Source organism: Paenibacillus sp. LC231, assembly GCF_001860525.1.
Classification (GTDB): Bacteria; Bacillota; Bacilli; order Paenibacillales; family Paenibacillaceae; genus Paenibacillus_AQ.
Genome location: NZ_JFOM01000030.1, coordinates 14,813 through 35,216 on the forward strand (window position 1 = coordinate 14,813; position 20,404 = coordinate 35,216).

Annotated in this window: 14 protein-coding genes; 1 reads left to right on the forward strand and 13 read right to left on the reverse strand. The window is 52.3% G+C overall.

Features of this window, described 5'->3' with window-relative positions; all coding sequences use genetic code 11:
* Positions 1-50: 50 nt before the first annotated feature.
* From AK95_RS20450 to AK95_RS20470, 5 genes are all read right to left on the reverse strand, one after another.
* Positions 51-971, reverse strand: a complete 921-nt coding sequence (locus AK95_RS20450) for a carbohydrate ABC transporter permease (RefSeq protein WP_071221757.1) — start codon at positions 969-971, stop codon at positions 51-53.
* A 24-nt stretch (positions 972-995) separates the two neighbouring features.
* On the reverse strand, positions 996-1,970 hold the full coding sequence (locus tag AK95_RS20455; RefSeq protein ID WP_201259415.1) for an ABC transporter permease: 975 nt from the start codon (positions 1,968-1,970) through the stop codon (positions 996-998).
* 275 nt (positions 1,971-2,245) lie between these two features.
* Positions 2,246-4,561 carry a helix-turn-helix domain-containing protein gene (locus AK95_RS20460; protein ID WP_071221758.1) on the reverse strand — a complete coding sequence of 772 codons (2,316 nt, stop codon included), beginning with the start codon at positions 4,559-4,561 and terminating at the stop codon, positions 2,246-2,248.
* 374 nt (positions 4,562-4,935) lie between these two features.
* Positions 4,936-6,204, reverse strand: a complete 1,269-nt coding sequence (xynC, locus tag AK95_RS20465) for a glucuronoarabinoxylan endo-1,4-beta-xylanase XynC (RefSeq protein ID WP_071221759.1) — start codon at positions 6,202-6,204, stop codon at positions 4,936-4,938.
* Between the two features lie 68 nt (positions 6,205-6,272).
* Positions 6,273-7,097, reverse strand: coding sequence for a sugar phosphate isomerase/epimerase family protein (locus tag AK95_RS20470; protein WP_071221760.1), 825 nt, complete (start codon positions 7,095-7,097; stop codon positions 6,273-6,275).
* Positions 7,098-7,229: 132 nt separating this feature from the next.
* On the opposite strand from AK95_RS20470, the gene AK95_RS20475 reads away from it, so the two are divergent.
* Positions 7,230-8,012, forward strand: a complete 783-nt coding sequence (locus AK95_RS20475; RefSeq protein ID WP_083397693.1) for a helix-turn-helix transcriptional regulator — start codon at positions 7,230-7,232, stop codon at positions 8,010-8,012.
* Positions 8,013-8,101: 89 nt separating this feature from the next.
* Here the strand turns inward: AK95_RS20475 and AK95_RS20480 are convergent, their stop codons facing one another.
* The 8 genes from AK95_RS20480 to AK95_RS20515 all read right to left on the reverse strand — a co-directional run bounded on the left by AK95_RS20480 (position 8,102) and on the right by AK95_RS20515 (position 20,380).
* Positions 8,102-9,496 (reverse strand): ABC transporter substrate-binding protein, encoded by a 1,395-nt coding sequence (locus AK95_RS20480; protein WP_071221761.1) that lies wholly within the window; start codon positions 9,494-9,496, stop codon positions 8,102-8,104.
* Between the two features lie 353 nt (positions 9,497-9,849).
* On the reverse strand, positions 9,850-11,736 hold the full coding sequence (locus AK95_RS20485) for a family 43 glycosylhydrolase (protein WP_235613183.1): 1,887 nt from the start codon (positions 11,734-11,736) through the stop codon (positions 9,850-9,852).
* A 169-nt stretch (positions 11,737-11,905) separates the two neighbouring features.
* On the reverse strand, positions 11,906-13,774 hold the full coding sequence (locus AK95_RS20490) for a beta-L-arabinofuranosidase domain-containing protein (protein WP_071221762.1): 1,869 nt from the start codon (positions 13,772-13,774) through the stop codon (positions 11,906-11,908).
* Positions 13,662-14,402: a hypothetical protein gene (locus tag AK95_RS20495; protein ID WP_235613184.1), complete on the reverse strand. Its 741-nt coding sequence runs from the start codon at positions 14,400-14,402 to the stop codon at positions 13,662-13,664. Before AK95_RS20495 ends, AK95_RS20490 begins: the two co-directional genes overlap by 113 nt.
* 69 nt (positions 14,403-14,471) lie before the next feature.
* A complete protein-coding gene (locus tag AK95_RS20500; RefSeq protein ID WP_071221764.1) occupies positions 14,472-15,239 on the reverse strand; it encodes an alpha/beta hydrolase in 768 nt (255 codons plus the stop codon).
* An 87-nt stretch (positions 15,240-15,326) separates the two neighbouring features.
* The gene (locus AK95_RS20505; protein ID WP_071221765.1) at positions 15,327-17,069 is read right to left on the reverse strand and encodes an SGNH/GDSL hydrolase family protein; all 1,743 of its coding nucleotides are present in this window, start codon (positions 17,067-17,069) and stop codon (positions 15,327-15,329) included.
* Positions 17,070-17,116: 47 nt separating this feature from the next.
* Positions 17,117-18,820 carry an RICIN domain-containing protein gene (locus AK95_RS20510; protein WP_071221766.1) on the reverse strand — a complete coding sequence of 568 codons (1,704 nt, stop codon included), beginning with the start codon at positions 18,818-18,820 and terminating at the stop codon, positions 17,117-17,119.
* A 36-nt stretch (positions 18,821-18,856) separates the two neighbouring features.
* On the reverse strand, positions 18,857-20,380 hold the full coding sequence (locus tag AK95_RS20515; protein ID WP_071221767.1) for a glycoside hydrolase family 43 protein: 1,524 nt from the start codon (positions 20,378-20,380) through the stop codon (positions 18,857-18,859).
* Between the last annotated feature and the right edge of the window lie 24 nt (positions 20,381-20,404).

Genomic DNA, 20,404 nt, shown 5'->3' on the forward strand with positions numbered 1-20,404 from the left:
AATCTCCTCCTCACGAATTGGTCAAGCAACACAATGAGAGCAGCCCGGGATCAGCCCTTCACGGAGCCAATCAGCATGCCCTGCACAAAATAACGCTGTACGAACGGATAGATCACCAGCACCGGGAGGCTTGCCACCACAATGAGCGAGTATTTCATCAACTCGGCCATTTGCTGCTGCTTCACCATCTCCCCGGCGTCCATATTGCCCGTTCCGCTGCCCAGGATGAGAATGCTGCGGAGAATGAGCTGAAGCGGATAGAGCGATTGCGATTTCAAGTAAATCAGGGCATCGAAATAAGCGTTCCACTGTCCCACCGCATACATAAGTGAGAGCACCGCAATGATCGGTTTGGCAAGCGGGAGAACGACGCTGAAAATGTAGCGGATGTCGCTGCATCCATCGATATCCGCAGCCTCGGAAAGCTCATCCGGGATCGAGGTCTGAAAGAAGGTTCTGGCGATAATGACCTGCCATACCCACACGGCGTTCGGAATGAGCAGCGCCCAGCGCGTGTCGATCATGCCCATCGATTTGACGACCAGATAGGTCGGGATCAAACCGCCGGAGAACAGCATGGTGAATGTAATGAAAACCATAAGCGGCGTGCGGCCGAAAAACGACTTTTTCGACAGCGGGTAAGCGACCATGATGGTCAGGGATACACTGATAAACGTACCGGCAACGGTATAAAACAGCGAATTGGCATAACCCGTCAGCACCTGACCGTTTCGGAACACCGCCTCATACCCTGCCAGCGATACGTCGACCGGCCACAGCCACACCTTGCCTGCAGAGACAGCGCTAGGACTGCTCAGGGATGAGCTTACGATGTAAATAAGCGGATACAGCACGGCAATTAAAACCAAGGTCAGCAAGATGTAGGTAACGGTCAGAAAGATGCGGTCCCCCAGCGACTCCTTGATCCTCACGCTCCGCCGGCTACCGGAATGGGCCCGCAATGCGTTCATGTCACTCACTCCCTTTCTCGAAGTTTACCAGAGGCTGGTATTAGAAGCCCGCTTGGCAATGGCGTTGACAACCAAGAGCAGCACCAGATTGATCAAGGAATTGAACAATCCGACTGCCGTGGCGAAACTGTAGTTCGCATTCAACAATCCGATTTTGTACACATACGTAGAAATGATCTCGGACGTGGACAGGTTCAGCGGGTTCTGCAATAAGTACATTTTCTCGAAGCCGAGCGCCATGATGCTGCCTACACTGAGAATTAGAATAATGACCGCGGCCGGCAGAATGCCGGGGAGGTCGACGTTCAGGATCTTCTGGAACCGATTGGCGCCGTCCACCTTGGCAGCTTCATATAATGACGGGTCCACGCCCGCCAGAGCAGCAAGATAAATCACGGCGGAATAACCCATGGTTTGCCATACGTCGGACAGCACGTAGACCGTGCGGAACATGCCAGGCTCTCCAAGATAATTGATCGCTTCAAAGCCAAGCGCGCCAGTAATCGTATTCACGATCCCAAGACGCGGGGACAAGAACAGCATGATGATGGACACCATGACCACCGTGGAGATGAAATATGGCGCATAGGTGACCATCTGCACGGTTTTTTTGAACCTTGCGCTCTTCACCTCGTTCAAGGCCAGCGCCAGCAGAATCGGGATCGGAAACCCGACGATCAATTGATAGAACGAAATGTACAGCGTATTTTTGATCAGTGTTACGAACGCCGGGTTGCGAAAAAACATCTCGAAATACTGTGTACCGACCCATGGACTCCCCCAAATCCCTTTCAACACGTTATAATTCTTGAAAGCTAGCACGGCGTTTGCCATGGGCAAGTACTTGAAGATGATGAAGTACAAGACCGGCGGAATGACCAGCAGATACAGCTGCCAATGTCTTCTGAAGCTTCGTTTGGCGGCTCTTCCGATTTCCGAGCGCTTGCCGCTCGGGGCTCTGACCGTTTTGGACTTGGAAAATAGAGTACTCAGTTCCATCCCTCCTTCGATGAGTAGCTGCCAATGAAGCCAGAACTTATTTGGCAGCGCTTTCTTGTGCGTAATCATAAAATTGCAAGCTCGGCTTCGTAAAGGCACACTTTCTCCCGTACCGTACATTTTCGGAAACAGATGCTCTCCAAGCCTTGATTTCACTCGGTTTTTCATTGGGCGGGTTCGATTAAAAAACGTCCGCCAAGACGTTCGATCCATTCGTTTAAGCAGGCGGCTGACCTTCCTCTTTCCGCGAAAAGATTGGCGAGCCCGCCGTCTCCTTAATCGGCCATTTGCCGAAATGTGCTCGGTGACACACCGCGAACCCGCTTGAAGGCCCTCCGAAACGAATGCGCGCTGTTATACCCCACCTGCGCGGCGATCTCGTCAATCGTCAAAAGGTTCTGCTGCAGCAGCTCGGCCGCCTTGCCGATCCTCACCAGTTCAATGTAGTCCGAAGGATTCGTTCCCGTATGTTCCTTGAACATTTGGGAGATATATTTCTCGGGCTTGCCGATATGCTCCGCGATACGATAAAGCGTCAGCTCGGCGTCGGAATAACGCTCGTGGATGTAGCGGATAATCTCACCCACGGTCTCGGCGTGCATGTCGCATTTTTTCTTCCGGACATCCATGCAGATCTCATGAATGAGCTGCCCGAATCGCTCCCTGAGCTGATCTACCCCATCCGTCGTCGCAACTGCAGCGATCTGCTCTTTGATATGGTCGGTGAGCGACTCGTCGTGGAATATTCTTTGTTCGGCCAGCTTCAGAAAGGTTCCCTTGAGCTCCATCACGAACTGCTGCGTCATATCGTACGACAGCTCCCTCTCTTCAAAGTTCCGGCTGAACAGCTGGTCAAGCAGGCGGCTTGTTTCCTCGAGCTCACCCGCCTTAAGTGTATTGAGCATACGTTGTTCGGATTCAATCGGATAATAGTACAGCTCCGTAGCCTTCATCGCATCGTCGAACCGGGTGATGCCGACCGCCCCGGTATGAACGGCATACTCCAGCGCTTGCTGCGCTTCGTTGAACGAGTCGCCCACACCGTTCCAAGCGTCGAACACCGAACCCAGCCCGATCGTAATCGACAATCGATGATGCCGGTATACCGTATCGACCAGTTGAAGCAGACCGGCTTCCAGGCGACGATTTAAGTCGTCAAGTGGCTCTCCGGCAAGCGGATGCACGAAAGCGATCTGGTCCGAACCCCAGTCCGTAACCAGCACATCGGGTTCCAGCCGGCTCAAAGACTGCCGGACGATCAACCGGGCAACGCTGAGTTCCTGGATGATTTCTTTGCTGTCGGCACTGCCATATCCGGCGACTTTCAGAATGCCTGCGCGTCCTTGCTCGCCGCGGAGCGGGACTCCCGTCTGACCGGAAACTGCCTCTAACTCGCGCAGCGTATAGAAGTCGCCAGTCAGCAGCCGTTTGATAAACGCATCCCTAAGCAGCGGGAGCTGATCGTTCAGTGAGGACTCCAACAATTTGTTATTAGCGATCAGAGCCGCGATATTGCCGGCCAGAAAATCATACTCGTTGCCGATCTTCTCCCGGGAATTGTGGTTTTGCTCGCGAAACACGGACAGGAGCGACTGGACCTTTGCACTGTGCCGGTAAGCGAGGATAAGTCCAATCAGCAAGCCAATGATCAGCGCAGTCAGCGTAAACGTCATCGTGACCCGCTGAATTCTATCGGCCTTCGTCATGAGCGCCTGCTCGGGTATTCCGGCTATATAGGTCCAGCCGTTCAGGTCGGACCGGATGGAGATCAACAGCCGTCCGTCTCCCGTGGGGCTGACCTCGCCGTTCTCATCGGAAGAAGCTTCGGTGAAGCGCTTGGCTTCCTCTTCGTCGATGCCGCGGGACAGGATCAATCTGCCTTCCCGGTCCGCAACTACCGCCCAGCCGCCGTATTGATCCACGATATTTTGCAGCAGGCTGCCCATATGATCTTCATCGATCAGTACGCCGATCATCGCCTGCGGATTGTTGAAGCTGTTAAGCGGGATCGATTGCAGAAACGTGACGGCCGGCGTCTCGACAAACACCGTGTCGCGGATTTCCCGCCTATATTTCTTAAGCGGAATCATCTCGTTTAGATGCGGTTTCTTCAATACGGCCTCCTCCCACTCCTCGAACGTCAACCCATCAAGCCGATTCGCCTCGTAATAATGCTCGGGCCGGTAATAGACGGTATTCGGCGTAATAATGGCGTTATAATTACGTATGTAGATGAAAAAATTGGAAAGGTAATCATTCGTGCTGCTGTACATGGACAGGCTGCGCTGCATGCGTCCCAAGCCGTAAACGTTGTTGCTGTCGAGCGGCTTGGGATCAGCGATGAGACGATAAAGATCCTGATTGATCGCAAGCTGCTTCGTGAAGGCTTCCACCTCCACCAGATGACGCTCGATGATCTCTTTTCCCAGATTCAAGGAACTCAAACTGTTTTCAATCGAACTTGATTTTGCTACTTCAATTGAAGCCCTGTACGATGCATAACCCGCAATTTGAGGGATTAAGAGCACAATCAAGTAGGAAATCAGAAATCTGCGGAACACCGGGGAGAACTTGGACCATAAACGCTGCATACGTACCCTCCTCAATAGAAAGCGTTTTCAAAAACAAGGCAATACGATGATACACTTGACTGTTCGCAAGAAAAAGGTACAATTCCTTCCTCGGGGTACAATTTGCTTACGATATGGCTACCGGCTAGGAGAAGAATGGCCGCAAACTCCTTTACAATGCAATAGGATAAACCGGAGTAATCGCCTAGGGCATAAGGGGAATCCAGGACTGTGCTTTGCTCCCTTTCATGCATCCAACTATATCAGCTGAAATTTCGGATCAATTCCAGCCCAAAACAAAGAGCTGCCCTTCCAAGTCGCCTGTATGACCTGGAGACAGCTCTTTGTTAAAATGCTTTACCTTTGTGATACCTACCAGTACCGTGGACGGTGAGTTACCGCCCGAGTTCGCCTACAAAGGTCGTAACGCTCTGTGCGGGAAGATGGGCCCAGAAGTTGCTCCCCGTTACATTGAGTGTCGATCCGGGTTGAAGATTGCTGCTGCCGCTCGTGATCCACCTTGATACCTGCGAAACCGATCCGTTCTGCAGAACAAAGTTCTGATTGACCCCGGCGCTGCTCCGGTTAATCGCAACGATAACGATTTTGTTGTCACCTTTATAGGCGGATACGTAAACGTTGGATTCAGGATTTTTCGTGGCATCGACCCTGACATAGCCGGGGCGGACAAATTTGGAGAAATGAGCCATATTGTAGCCGCGTTTGCTGATCGTGCCGTCCTCCTTCATCGGACCGTAAGATCTGCGGACATACCACCATACGTAAGCTTGAAAATCTCCCTCTACCATCGCATTGTGGATATGATAAGACACATCCAGGGCTTCGGGCCAGCGATCCGCCGAGTTGTTGTCGCTGTTCGGGTAGTAAACCTCCGTCATCCAGAGATCTTTTCCCGCTCCTTTTTGTTTGAATAGCGGATAAGCGAAATTGCTAATCTGCGTGCCGTACAGATGGGCTCCGAGAATATCCATATTGGCAAGCGCCTGGGGATCGTTCAAAATCGGATCCGACATATTTTTCAGATACTGGAACGATTCCGGAGCAATCACTCTGGTGTTGATCGATCCGGCATTTTCTTTCATAAACCGAAGCATTTCCTGCGGTGTCCACCACGTCCAGTCATGTGCATAATCGGGTTCGTTTTGGACGGATATCGCATACAGATCGACGCCATTGTTTCTCATGTACGTCACGAAATCGTTAAGATGCTGGGCATACGCGGCATATTTGTCGTAACGAAGCCGCTTTGCCGTCGTATCGCCGTTGTGGTTGAAGGTCTCAACCATATCGGCCGGCGGATTCCATGGGGAAGCAAATACGATGGCTCCAAGGGCAATGGCCCGTTTAGCCGTCTCCAGCTCACGATGCCACTGATTTCGGTCTTCATGCACGTAGATTCTTAATATTGAGAAACCTAACTGATTAGCCCCGTTTCCGAATGCGGTATCTCTCTGTGCTGCCGTCAAATCGCCGATCCATGCCGGGTGGTTGATGCCTCCGAAGCCGCGAATTACTTGCTTCTCCGAGGAGACATTGATGACGGCATCGCTGGCTGCGGCAATATTGCCAGGTGCAACCAGAATGGACAAAGCGATGGCAAGAGACAAACATACGCATAAGTATTTCTTAAACCGTAAACTCATGAGACTGCTCCTCTCGAATTTTTTGGCTCCTCAAACCAAGGTCACGCGTTGAATCAATATTCAGCCGGTCAATTCCATTCCATTGCTTGCTCCGCTAACAATCGCTTTATCGCTTTGGATGCCACAACGAAAAGCCCCGGATTCGTGAACCCCTCGAATTTTCCGGCGGCGCGCAGATGCGGCTCCAACGACATAAACCCTGAAAATCGCCTGCGGCTGAGCTCATGAATGAGCTCGCGGAGCTCGCCGTCGCCATCGCCTGCAGGTACGACGGTCCCCTTCCCCATGATGGCGTCTTTCACATGAACATACGACGTATAGTCGCCTACCAGTGGATAGGCCTCATTGACGGGCTTCACGCCGCACTGCACGAAATTCGCCGGATCAAAGGCTGCCCGCAAATGGAAGGATGAAACCGTTTGAAGCAGATCCAAACATCGCTCGCCGGTGTCTCCATAAATATGGCTTTCATTCTCATGAAGCAGAACCACGCCTTCGCGTTCAGCCAATTGAGCGAGTCGTTGCATGCGCCGTAACACCTCAGGCCGATGCTTCTCGTAGTCCCCGTCCGGAATGTAAAAGGAGAACACGCGTACAAAAGGCGCCTGGAAAAAATTGGCTAGACGAACGGCGCGCCGAGCGTCTTCGAGATGGGTTTCAAAGTCGTCGGTGATTTGGATTTTCCCGATCGGCGAGCCGATCGATGAGACTCCGACCCTCCGCTCCGCTAATCGTTCTTTCACGGTCAACGCTTCCTCTTCCGTCAGCTGCAGCACATTTTTGCCCCAAACGCCTCGAAGCTCAAGATAACGGATGCTTTCGGATTCTAGGACATCCAGCTGTACATCCAAATCCGGGGATATCTCGTCTGCAAATCCGGTTAACGTAATCATTGGACCCTTCCCTTTCTTAACTGATGATTTCACATGATCAAGTGGCGATACATCGGGAAATGACCATCCAACCACAGGTTGTAAATGTTCATGAGGACATTACAATTTGTTTAAAAAGGAGGCGATATCCGCATGGAGCTCGAATATCACCCACATCTCGTACCGAATATTTTTCTGTTCGTGGACCGCAGATGTTATCCGGATTGGAGAATACAGAAGGCCCGGATCGGGTTTCACGATTTGACGTTCGTCGTTGATGGCCGGGCAAACTACTACATTGACGGCAAAAAATTTGCAGTTGAGGCGGGCGACCTGGTGTACGTTCCGGGGGGAAGCGTACGGGAAGCCCATACATGCAAGGAATCTCCCATGCATGCGTATCCTTTCAATTTTTTCTGGGCCGAACCGCACAATCATATGCGGCTTCCGTTTGGCGTCGTAACGAAGAAATTGATCACCAAGGAGATCCTTGCCTACATCCGGGAGTTCAACCACGTGTGGATGAATAAACAACCGTTTTATATGATCCATGCCCGTGCATTGTTCGAACTCATTCTCCACCGGCTGCTTCACGGTATGCATCGCCAAACGATCATGCACATGGATCCGCGGATCAAGAAGCTGACTTCCATCATCGAAGAACACTATGCGGAAGACTTGTCGTTTAACGACTTCGCCGAGCAGTTCAACCTCCATCCCGTTTATTTAGGGAAACTATTCAAAAAGAATACCGGTTCGACCTACAAGGAATACCTGCAGCGGATACGCGTGAATAACGCTGAAATCATGCTGATGGCCGGCGGCGTTACCGTGACGGAAGCCGCCGAATCCTGCGGCTTTCAAGATCTTTCCTATTTCAGCAAAGTGTTCAAGGAAGCGAAAGGCTATCCACCGTCTGCCGTTAAGAAGCATTGACTTGAAATCGCTTCCATCTGTAACGCTGTACCTGACTCATCCCTTCAAAATGACGGGAGGACTGGCTGTGATTCCATTTGAGGCCACGATTACTTTTTCCAAACCGCATCAATCTCTGCCTGGAACGGCCCTTTGTATTTCTCGACGACCGTCGATACCGGGATGCCTTCCATGATTTCCCCTATAAACTCGTAATAAGGCATCGATGGATATCCGCTGTCGGTATCGATCACTTTAATGCTCTCACCGGCCATCTTGGCATTCTGAATATCGTTCTCGTTGCTGAATAAAGTCTCCAGCGTAGATTGTTTCGGATAGTCGTAGATCGAGTCGATATCGTTGATTTTCTCGTAAATATAAACCAGACGTTCGGGATGCTCCACGGCGCTTGGAATCGTCAGGTAATTTGGGATCGTATTATGCGAATGATAACTTGATGCGCTTGGCCCTTTCGGAAATGGGAGAAATCCGATATCGTAATCCGGCATGTCCTGCTTGAAGTTTTCCATTTCATAATCGCTGCCAGCAACCATCAATGTGTTGCCTTGGCGGAAAAATTGGCCCGGCTCGGTCCAGTCTCCCCCTTCCGTTGGTCTCCCAACCGACTCGGTTGCGAGGCGCGACAAGAAGTTCAGCACTTCCAAGGTTTTGGGATCCTCAAGACCTTGCTTATCGAGAATGACCAGATTCACTTCGTTCGAGGCCATTGCGGGAACCAGCAAGGAAGCGGAGGCAAGACCCCAAATATCCAATTTGCCGTCGTTATTGGAATCTTTGTTCGCTTCTTTCGCGACCTGAATGAACGTATCCCAATTCCAGTTGTCGTCGTTGACGTATTCCTGCAATGGCTTCATCCCCAATTGATTCATTAACGTGCGGTTATAGAAAATGCCGGATGACGCGCCGTTGATGCCCGTCCTGAACCCGTAGCCCCTTCCTTCGTATTGGGAGTACTCGTTCGTGTACTGCTGGATGAATACCTTCTCGTTCTTCGTGTATTCATCCACCGGCGCGAACAAACCTTGATTGACCAGCGTCGGAATCATCCATGGCCTCGCTACCCGGATAATGTCGCCGATCGGTTCGCCCGCCACCAGCGAGGCTGTCACCTTATCCTGGTACTCGCCGAAATCCACGATCACGTATTCCATTTTAAAATTATGTTTTTTCATCAGCTCTTCCAAGTTATGCTTCCGTTTAATGTTGTCAGGATTGTCCTCCTGAATCGATTCATCATACCAGGACACCCATTTGATGGTGCGGCCGCCCATATCAAAATCCATTTCAGGCGTGCCGGTTAATTCTTCCTGGCTCCTTGATTCGTTTGTCGGCTGCTCGTTTGTCGCTTCCGCAGGCGCGTTGACGGCCTCTTCCGTTTTGCCGAGTTCGACTGTCTTCGCGTTGCTGCCCGAGCCGCTGCTGCATGCCGTCATGATCACCAGAATCAGGCTGCAGAACAGCAGACTGATCTTACGCATCAACATGCGTTAATTCCCCCCTTAATTTTTGGCTGCATGAATATGCAGCGCTTTCATTTTGATGCTCACCAAGATCATATAACTGCTTGCGAAAACGAACCATAGAGAAACTAAACACGATTGTAATTACTAAAAGTGTTGATGCTCTGGGCAACGCAAAGAGCCGGAAAGTGGAAAGCGCATGAGCGTCGGCTAGACGGTGTGCCCAATCTGAATCCATCATTGGCAAAGGATTAACCTCGGGTTCACGTCGTCAAAATGCAAAAGAAACGCTGCGTACCCGCACACGGGGACACGGCGCTTCTTTTGTTCTTCATGTTCTTGTCAATTTGTGCAAACCCAGAAAAGTTGTTGTTCCGTCAGCCTTCCACCAGCACATCCAGGTATACGGACCCAAGCGCTGGATTCAGGTCTTTCTCTTCCGTCAAGCCCAGCATCGGTTCACCATCAACGTCGAAATGCACGCGACGGAGACCCGAGCAGCGGGGTTGGCCAATGCCTGGACGAGCGTGATATACGCTCCAGATCGTTCCGTCCTCGTCCTTCACATATGAATTGTGTCCTGGCCCGTATTCGCCCGGCACGCTTCTGGAAGTTAGCAGCGGGTAATTGCCCTTTGTCCATTGGTTCGGGTCAAGGAAATCAGCATCAGAATTGACGCTGAGCATGCCGACGCAATACGTGGCATCGACCAGAGCACCGGATATCGTCACGAAGATCTTCCGGTCTGTCATGAGTGCAAAGGGCCCCTCCTCCACGAACGTTTGATTGTTAGCCCAGCCGTAATCGGGCTTGGACAGCAGGACAGGCTCCGATATCAGTCTCCACGGTTCCCTCGGATCCGCCTCAGCGATATAGATCCACGAGCCCAGGTCAAGCGGTACCAATTCCCTTTGCGCCCAAAGCACATATAGACGGCCTTTCCGCTCTAATACGGTCATGTCCAGCGTTATGCCGGCTTGAAACAGCGGGCTTCCGTCATGCCTGGCGACCCGGATCGGGGTCCCCCAATCCGTAGCCATGCTCGGATTGCCGCCCTTCTTTAACCGCATAACATGCGATTGAATGTCTTTGAATTCGCCGCTGCTGCCGGCAAGAAAAATATACAGATCGCCGCCGATACCATGAAGTTCAGGCGCCCACAGAAATCGCTTAAGATGATCATGTATGCCTGTATCCAGAATTTTGGATTCTTCTGCCGAGACCAGACCGAATATGGAATCCGCCTCTCGGATCGATATCGTATGGTTGCCGTCGGCATCATTGGTCGCGACAAAAAAATACCTTCCGTCCCACTGCGCAATGCAAGGGTCGGCACGGTTCGTCGCCATCGGAAACGTATAGCGCTCCTGCCGAATGCTTCCTGAAATGCAATAAGTTCCGGGACGGCTCCAATCGATTTCGGACGCATCCCACTCAATCGACTTGATCGCGGTGGTGCCGTCACTGTATATCGCCGTCACTTTAACGGCTTGTAACTGTTCTTTGGACGTAACGGCAACACGCTCCGGCAGTTCATTACGCACATGAACCGGTACCGTTAGCTTATGAATCAGCCTCTGAGCCACGTCTCGCGATACACGTATCGCATTGCGGGCCACTGCTCCTTCAATGGCGACGCGTCTCGGACTTAGCGTAAAAGCTTCGCACGGCTTCGGCTTGGCAGCGTCGTCCGGGCATGTCACGTCCGCCATTTCCCTTTCATAATACCTGCCGTCTTCTTCACGCCAACGAAGGATATACCTTCGGGAAGCATGTTCATATTCGCACATGATATCTTGTACATAAAACCCGTTCGTTAGGTTCAACAGACCGAGCTCCCGATACTGCAGCAAGTCCGGGGAAGTGAACAAAAGCACCGAACCCTTGCTTTGCTGATCGGGAGAACCGTCCGCTTCCGTCCGGATGGCTAGTACGCCAAAGTTTCCGTCAGCCATATGGAACAGGTACGGATTTTTTAAACTCTTGGCGGACAGGGTGCCATTCGCGAGCTCTGCCGCTTTAGCGAACAGCACCCCCGAGTTGTGATTAAGCTCCCGATAACTCATCCCGTCATCGGTGTAAGCGAGATGCATGCTATATGCAAGCTTCGGGGAATAGATTTCCGGTTCAAGCGGTTCTCTCGTATAGCAGAGAACGCTGTGAATTTCATTTTCCATATGCTGCTTCTTCCCTCCTAACGGATAAGGCTTTTCAAGAATAATCTCTTCCAGCTTTGCACTCGGCTTCGAGTAATGAATATTCACTCCGATCGTCCCGCCGAACAGGAACGTTATATGAGACCTCCGACAGCTTACATCTCTCAAATCTCCTCAGTATCCGCCTGTTTGATCGTACTAGTCATCAGCCTAGATCTATCGCACGAATGGATGTTGATCGGCTGGACACAAAGAATATTTTATTTTTCTCTCTTCACTATAATTCTGTACGCGTTACTTTGAAGTAAATTTGATAAGGTTCGTGCCCGATATCCCGAATTCGTTTGAACGTGATGGCAGGTTCCTGGTTGACTGTCTTGAAGAAATACCGCCAACTCCCCCATTCACGTTCATTTTCGTTCTCGATAGCGGACGCAATATCCTCATCCCTCATATAGAGCTGCTGTTCTGATTCGCACAAGCCTGCCAGCACTTCTGGCCCGTATCGGAAGGCGCCTGTTCGTTCGTCGTCCGGTAGCGGAACAAACCGAATGCCGATTGGCAGCATAATCGAGACGGTATCGCCTTCCTTCCATGCTCTGTGAATGTCATAGAAGTTCTCGCTGTCCAGAGTCGTCCCCTGCAGAACGTCATTGACGTACACGGATGCTCCCGCCATGATCCACTCAGGTATGCGGAAGCGGAGCGTGAACGTTGTCGGTGCGGCAGCAGATACAACGAAATCGTATTTGCGAAAAGTAGGTATATTTTCATTTGTCGACGCTGTATCATTAATAGCTTGGTACCCGGCCGTGTTAGACGAGGATAGGAGGCTGCCGCTCATTTTGTCCTGCGTCTGTACGATCCGTATGAGGGTTCCAGCGATACTTGTGTACAACTCGGAATCGAAATATTGACTGATATAGACGATATCCCCGTCCTGATAATAAATTCCCATGTTCCAGGCCGCATTCGCCTGAACCATCGTGCCGTGGCAGCAGAAGAAGCTGTCGGTTTCCGTGCTCCACTCCTTGCGCAGACCGGCCTTCATGGGAAGGAAGTAAGTCAGCAGGCCGGTTCTGGGATAGTTATGCTGACTACCAGTCAAACCATATTCCTGATAATAGGCTTGCGCCATAATGCCATTGTACAGATTGTACTCGATATATTGCGCGTAGGTAGGGTCGCCAGATTGACGAAATAAGAAATCTGCTAGTCGGATCATGTTATAGACAGTACAATGCTCCTGATTTTTGTCACCTAGGCGGGCCTTCATCTTCATCTTCGGCATCCAGACCTCTCCAGCGGTTTGACCGCCTGTCGCAAGGCTTCCCCTTTCCGTTACAGCGCAATTCCAATACGCTTGGACGATGGACAGCCACCTGTCGTCTCCGGTAACCTCATAAGCTCTCGCACAGCCGAGCACTTCCGGTATCGTAGTGTTAGCATGCATATTCGTAAGCGGATCCTTGCCCTCCAGCAAGGGTTGAAACAGCCGACTGCGATAATACCGGTCTAACAGCACACGATATTTGTCCGCTCCGGTTATGTGCAACAGATCGGCCCAAACCTCAAGCATTCCGCCTGTCTCCACATCGAGAATATCGTCGAATTGCTCTCTTGTGAATGTGCCGCTCCATTCGACAAACCAGTCCGCGAACCGATCCACGATATCCAGGGCCTGCCGATTACCGGCATATTGCCAGGCATCGACCAACCCCATTAATATTTTGTGCAAATTGTATTGGGGCGCCCAGATGCTTTTTCCGCTTGCAATCCAGTGCAGATATTTTTCGGGAATCGGACCGACCCACTGACCGCCGTTATCGCGTTGGCATTCATGCAATTCATGGACAATAGAATCCAGTTTGGCCTTTAATTCGATGTCGCCGCTTTCTTCATAATGCAACGCCGCACCAGACAACCAATGACCAAGAAAATGGCCGCGCAATTGGCAGACCGGCGTTTCCCAACCGCCGTGCGCACCTTCGGGAATCGTTCTTCCATGAAATCTTCCGGCCTCCAAATGATAATTAAACAACAGATGACCGCTGTCCAGCTTCATCAGATAGCTTCTGTTCGCTCGTTCCCTGCGAATCAGTTCTTGCTCTTTCAAAATGACCTGCTTGCCTCTCAATGCTTTCATTGAGTTCCTCCTTTCGATACAAAACGATAAAAAAGATGGACAGCCTAAACTTGCCCGCAAATGACAGCAAACGTGCGAATACCGCATGCCTCTTCATGCATTTCGGACAGAATGGCCTGCCTTCTTCGGGGTACATCAATCCGCATGTCGGGCATGAGGCCCCGTCCGATTTTCCGTCAATTTCGAAGGCTTCAAACGGCTCGTTGTTCTTCAATTTATCGAAGGCTTGCGCAAACCGGACGGCCTGATTCATATGGCCGCTTGTGAATGCACCGATCACTCGCTCCTCCTTCTCCTTGGCAACGACCATGCCGGAAGCGACCAGATTAACGATGGTCACGGCTTCGAGCCGTTCGAGGGGAATGCGTTCCCAAGCCCAATCGCCGGAACCCTCTTGCTCCGGCTTGCCGGCAGCTTTGCGCCGGCCGGCTGCATAACCCGAAAACGTCTTCTCCTTCGTAACGCCGCTGCCGCGAAAGATGTGGAGGTGTTTTCGGGACAAGACGAGATAGCTTTCTGAAAAACCGCCGTCCGGCAACCGGTCACACTCCATCCCGTGCAGGAGATCAGCAGCTTTTATACCGTTTTGGTCCAATATGGACACAATGTCCTTCGGCAATAACATCATGATTTTACCCTTTCGTTTTTGGCTGAAAGTAAAAAGCCCGGCCAACATGGCGCAAGGCTTCCTTCAACATCAGTTATCTTTAAAAAGGAGCTGGGAAAAATGATACAAATCGTTCTTCCATACGGGCCAATCGTGTCCTCCGCTTTCCTCATACCATACGTGAGGAACCCGATGCTCCGACAAATACGCGTGCGTCCGGTCGCTTATCTGCTTCAAATTGTCCTCGTCGCCGCATGACAGCCACAGCAATTTGAGCCGTGCCGACGTTTCTTCCGGATTCAGGACGAGCTGCTCCGGTGATTTCGTATTCGGAGCCGGGGAAAAAGCGCCAATCCATGCGAAACGGTCAAGATGCTTCAAGCCGATATTCAAGGATTGCCCCCCGCCCATGGACAGCCCCGCAATCGCACGGTTTTCCCGGCCTGTCGATACCGAATATCGTGACTCGATAAAGGGAATCAGATCACTTAGCAGATCGATTTCGAACGTCTCGAACGCTTTTATTTTGTCCGGAGCAAACAGGTCCCCTTCCGCCCGATCATTCGGCATCGCACGGCCATTCGGAAACACGACGACCATGGGCGCGAGTTTCCCGTCTGCATATAGATTATCTAGGATCGTCTGCGGATCGCCATGACGGTGCCATTCCGATTCATCACCTCCGATGCCATGCAGCAAATAAAGAACGTTGTACACGTTGTCTTCCGCGTACCCCGGAGGCGTGTAGATCATCGCCTGTCGATCATTGCCTACCGTTTCGGATGCATATTCTACCGTTTCGATTTTCCCCCTGGCGATCTCCCGCGGAACGTCTCCAGCCGGTGCCATCTCCTTCATATTCCTCTCCCCTTCATCCTATTGATTGAGCGCCGCTTGATGTCCAATCAAGCTTACCCTCGGAACGTGAAGCGATTTAATGCAAGCCTATGGGACGTAACCGAAGCCCAGAATCGTAAATCGCTTATCCTCGTGGCCTTCCGCCATCTGGATCTCTACTTCATGTTCTCCTGACTTAGACTCGTTGTACAAAATCACGGCGCTGCAGTGCGTCCAATTGACGTCATGCGGATCGGCGGTCTTCTTCAGCTTCCCGTCTACCCATATCTTCGCGGTCCCGAATGCCCGGCTTCCTGAATCTTTATAAACAAGGATAAGACGCTTGCTCCGGATGGTCATCTTAAAGCTGTGCTCGCCGGAATCGGCCGTGTGCATCCAGTTGTGCGGAAATTGCGGCGTCCCGTATGCATGATCGTCCAGCTCCGCCATTTGCAGATCCGTGTCAGTGCCCGAAAAACCGCCGGGATCAATGCGGGCGATGCGATCGCCATTCCTGCGATCGAGCAGCTGCGTACCGAAGAAGTCATTTCCGATCAGCGGAGGCTGTTCATCCGTTAGGTCCTCCTCGTGGAGGGAGGAACGATCGGTTACTTCGAATAACCAGTCCAAACAATCGGCCATCACCCGATGGCCCGCATTGGTTGGATGATAAATGTCGTAGAAAAACTGTCTTTTCGTTATCACGTTCCCTTGCTCCTTGGTCCAGCGGAACTGCTCCGTGACCGCATCCTTCACGCTGACCATCGGAAGATTGTAATGCCAACCGACCGGGGCCAGACGGTCTTGAAGATTCCAGTCGTTCACGAATACGCTGAACAGCAAAATCACCGCGGGTTTGTGATCGGCGCAAAGAGCCTTAAGCACCAGGCTCTCGTAACAATTTCCTTTCGTTTCGTCGCCGGCGTCGTTGACGGCAAACTCGATAATCACAATATCCGGCCGTACCTCCCCTTCTCGAAGCACATCCCGCTCATAGCGGACGATGCCGAGCTCCGACGGCGTGCCGCCTACGCCAGCTTTGACAAGACGAATCGGGCTGTCGCCGGCTGGCGCAAACCTTCGCTTGAACAGTTCATAGGATTGGTATGCGTAGCATTGGGAATGGAGCGGGACAGCGCCGGCCCCTTGGGTAATGGAACCGCCGATGTAGGCGATGGTTACGGGCTCGCCCCGCTTCGCTTTTTCGATTGCCGCCTTTAATCGTTTATTATGACCCAGGTTTACGAGCGATTTCTTAATCATGTCTTGATATGCTTGTGATTCCACATCGACCGGGGGGTCGACTGCAGCCTCGGGGATTTGGTAACCGTCACGCAGATAGAATACGATGCTGACCGTTGCCAACACGCCCTCTCGTTCAAACTCGAAGATGAATTTGCCTGGAACATCGTCATCCGGATATCGATCTTCGTCGTTATCCAGAACCAAGAGCGTTTCCGTGCCGTTCGCTGGACAGGTTATACTCTGCCGGGATCCCGTTTCGTATGGATTCTCTTTTCCCCAATTCCAAAATGTGAACAGAACGCTCGATACGTCCCGTTCATGCGCATGAACGGTGATTCCGATACACTCCACCAGCCGGCGAAGACCCCTGCTGCTCTTTAGCAGCTCAAGAATGGGCTCATCCGTCACACCCCCGGTAAATCGGGCTTTATCGACGAGCTGACTCCCGTCCAGGTATATCTCTTGCGTGTACTTCCCAGCGGGACGATTCGTCGCTTCGATGATCGTCTCATACAGGATGTGCAGTCCGCGGCGTTTGGCTGCAGGATCCTGCGGCGCCACTGGACCTTCCGTTTCATTTCCCGCTGGCGTGAAATGGCCTGCCATCGTTCTTCATCCTCCTCACCTTGCCGCTCTCCACCTGTACGGCAGCGTCAATTTACGCTGATCAACTGCCATTGCTGATGCAAATCCCCTCGATAAGGATTCTGCTGGAGCTTCGCTCCGTCCGCGGACGAACCATCCGCCACTTCGACGGCTTTATTGCTGTTCGCGTTAAGGATGCTCCAGTATCCGTTGCTTAGCTTGATCAGGCGGAATCGCTGTGCTTGATTCCCATAATCCTGCATGAGCTGTATTGCTTCCCCGTTGTTTGTGGAACCGTTTCTAACATCCATCACCTTGCCGTCGCTCGAACTGACGCTGCGAAGCCGGTATACATTGTTGTATGCTCCCATATCGTCCGCAACCCATCGCTGGGCCGTGGCGTTATTGTCCGGCCATTGCTGCAGCTGCAGCGAATTGCTGTTTTGTCCGCCCGGGACGTCGATCACCTTCCCTGAGGCACGGTTCACGATTTTATAGGTTTCTCCCGATAAAATACCGTTCCATATGCCGTTCCATGGATGAAGCTGCGCACGTTCGTAATACCATTCGAAGATGAAGCGGGCCATGCCGTCCCGTGCCGGATCGCCGTCGAAGAGCAGCCCTGCCGTCGGATCGGCAAACGTGCTTCTTGCCCCCGGCTGCAGAAGAAAACCGTTCATGTGGACCGCGATGCTGACGTTCCCGGCTGCCGTAAATATGGCCTTAGTGTTTTTGCCGAAGCCTTCATTCGAGCCGTTGAACAGCTCCCAGTACTCCGAGTCTCCCGGCAGCCGTTTGAACCAGGTCGTTTCCGTAATATTGATCGGATAGTTGTCCGCGCAGGGCTTAATGTTGGTATCCCATTGCTGCTGGAGTATCGAGCCGTTATCCTTTGCTCCGTAGCCCGGGTACCAATGCACGGCATATCCGATGTTGTTCAGCGGATCGGTTAGCGGACGCGTGGCGCATAACTGATAATATTGATCCCATCCAAGGCCGGCGGCCCATATCACGTTATCTGCCCCTTGACTGCGGATCGTGGAAATGATGGAATTTTGAAAATTGCGCAGCGAGTCCCAAAACGCCGGAAATTCGGGGTCGGACGGATGTCCTCCCCAGCGACCGTTCGCATAAGACAGCACCGGTTCATTGATGATCTCGAACATGACGTTGTCCGCGCTTTTGATCGCAGGCTGTTCCGCAAGATATCCCCAGATTTGATTGAATTTCTCGAGATTGGCTTGCGTCGTTGCCTGATTATCCTGGAGCGTGAAGTCGAGGCCTAGCGTAACGTAGATTCCCTTGGTCTTTGCATACTGGATATAAGGCACCACGACGTTCTGCGTAAAGGACTGGAGACCGGCAAAATTATACGTTCCGGCCGCCACGTCGCCCATGTCTTCACGGTCGATAAAGAGCCTGACCTGGTTCATATACCAGCCGTGACTGTTGCCGTATTTCGGAGAGGTATCGGAAAATGTGTCGGTAATATCCTTTAAATACGCCAAAATGGCAGCATGGCGATTCCCTCCGCTCCGGTCCAGGTAGTAATCGCTTCCCTGATACGTCCAGTACGAGCCCCCGGGCTGGTGCCACCCGCTGAGGACAACGGGCTGCCCCTCGCTGTTTACCAGCTGATTGCCGCTGACGCGAAGCTTGGACATCGGCATGCCCGACCATGCGTCGGCTGCACCATTATGGAGGCCCAGCGTTGCGGGCAGCAGGAGCAGCGCGGCCAGTAACAGCTTGAGCGTCCATCCTGTTCTTTTCATACATCGATCAACTCCTCTTCACTTCGGTTACGCGCTCTAACGCTCGGCTTTTTCGTAACGAAAATAATCGAAGTCGGCATGGCCGCCGGTTTGCCTGGTCGCATAATAATAAAGCCCGATGCGATAACCCATAAAGTGATCCAAGGTATACCGCATGTTCAGCTGCCCGCCGATCGGCATCCATTCGGCCCCGTCGACAGAATAATGAAAGGAGGCCACATCTTTGCTGTTCTCAAAATCAAAATCAATTCTCAAATGCACTTCCCTGCCGCGATACCGAACCGTTTCCAGCTCCTTCTCCCTGCCGCTCCCATCGTTCACGCTCATCGCGATGAACTTGTCGCCGTTCTCCGCGACCTTGACGCCGACGGTGCCGAAATGGCTTTGCAGGGCAACAAGCCCTGCATGATCGCCGGGCTTCATACGCCCCGTGTCCAATAAGACAGTCCCCGTGCATGCCGGCCCTTCCGTGCGCTGCGTCAGCGTATTCCGGGCCTGCAGCACGCCCGCCGGTGCCAGGCTTCCTGTTGTCAGTCTTAGGAAACCCGGACGTTCGGTCACGGACCATAGCCGATGATCCGGGTTGTGGTTCCATTGCCAATTCAGAGCCAGCTTATTCGATTCGTATTCGAACTCATCGCTGATCACGAGCGGCTTCGCAACGGCTTGCGGCAAGTCGACCTCAAACCGTTCCGGCACCTTGCCTTCGATGCCGAACACAGGCCAATCCTCCTCCCAGGCTACCGGGACCAGGCAAGGGATTCTCCCGACGGCATCATGATCCTGGAACAGCATCGCGTACCACTTGCCATCCGGCGTATCGAACATCCCGCCTTGGGCGATTCCCTTGTTACGGTAGCCGAGATCGTCATCCAATACGATTTTTCGTTCATAAGGGCCGAGCAATTCCCGTGACCGGTAACAGATTTGTCTGCGCCGGCCGCTGCCGAACCCTGCCTTCGGCCATTCAATGAACAGTAAATAATAGTAACCGTTGATTCGATAGGCATGACAACCTTCGCAGCGCAAGCCGATGCCCTCCGTTTCCGTTTCAAAGAGCCGCTGGTGAATTCCGTTCGGCATTAGGGCGTCTGCATCGGCGGTCAGCTCGGTGATGTTAATATCCCCGTTGCCGTAGATCACGAATACCCGGTCATCATCAAAAAGCAGGCCCGGATCATGCCGCAGTCCATCGATGACTGATCGCTGCCACGGCCCCTGGATGACATCGTCCGTGCGGTACACATAAAACCGCCCGGTATCGTTGCTGGAGAAGCAGACATAGAATTTCTCCCGATGATGGCGGAGGCTGGCCGCCCAAGAGCCTTGGCCGTAGATATTGCTGCCGCCTTCCAGACGATGGGCCTCGTTGTCCTCGAGCGTATCGTATACGTAACTAACGATTTCCCAATGCATCAGATCCTCGGACCTCATGATCGGGCAGCCCGGCATGGAATGCATGCTGGTGCTGACCATATAATAGACGTCCCCTACCCGGATGGCATCCACATCCGGCACGTCCGCCCAAATGACCGGATTCGTGATGTGCGTCTTGTTCATCTGATGATTTCTCCTTTCAACCCA

Excerpts from the sequence above, each read along its gene's own strand:
- AK95_RS20450 (WP_071221757.1), bottom strand. The coding sequence starts at position 971 with ATGAACGCATTGCGGGCCCATTCCGGTAGCCGGCGGAGCGTGAGGATC.
- AK95_RS20455 (WP_201259415.1), bottom strand. The coding sequence starts at position 1,970 with ATGGAACTGAGTACTCTATTTTCCAAGTCCAAAACGGTCAGAGCCCCG.
- AK95_RS20460 (WP_071221758.1), bottom strand. The coding sequence starts at position 4,561 with ATGCAGCGTTTATGGTCCAAGTTCTCCCCGGTGTTCCGCAGATTTCTG.
- xynC (WP_071221759.1), bottom strand. The coding sequence starts at position 6,204 with ATGAGTTTACGGTTTAAGAAATACTTATGCGTATGTTTGTCTCTTGCC.
- AK95_RS20470 (WP_071221760.1), bottom strand. The coding sequence starts at position 7,097 with ATGATTACGTTAACCGGATTTGCAGACGAGATATCCCCGGATTTGGAT.
- AK95_RS20475 (WP_083397693.1), top strand. The coding sequence starts at position 7,230 with ATGGAGCTCGAATATCACCCACATCTCGTACCGAATATTTTTCTGTTC.
- AK95_RS20480 (WP_071221761.1), bottom strand. The coding sequence starts at position 9,496 with ATGTTGATGCGTAAGATCAGTCTGCTGTTCTGCAGCCTGATTCTGGTG.
- AK95_RS20490 (WP_071221762.1), bottom strand. The coding sequence starts at position 13,774 with ATGAAAGCATTGAGAGGCAAGCAGGTCATTTTGAAAGAGCAAGAACTG.
- AK95_RS20495 (WP_235613184.1), bottom strand. The coding sequence starts at position 14,402 with ATGATGTTATTGCCGAAGGACATTGTGTCCATATTGGACCAAAACGGT.
- AK95_RS20500 (WP_071221764.1), bottom strand. The coding sequence starts at position 15,239 with ATGAAGGAGATGGCACCGGCTGGAGACGTTCCGCGGGAGATCGCCAGG.
- AK95_RS20505 (WP_071221765.1), bottom strand. The coding sequence starts at position 17,069 with ATGGCAGGCCATTTCACGCCAGCGGGAAATGAAACGGAAGGTCCAGTG.
- AK95_RS20510 (WP_071221766.1), bottom strand. The coding sequence starts at position 18,820 with ATGAAAAGAACAGGATGGACGCTCAAGCTGTTACTGGCCGCGCTGCTC.
- AK95_RS20515 (WP_071221767.1), bottom strand. The coding sequence starts at position 20,380 with ATGAACAAGACGCACATCACGAATCCGGTCATTTGGGCGGACGTGCCG.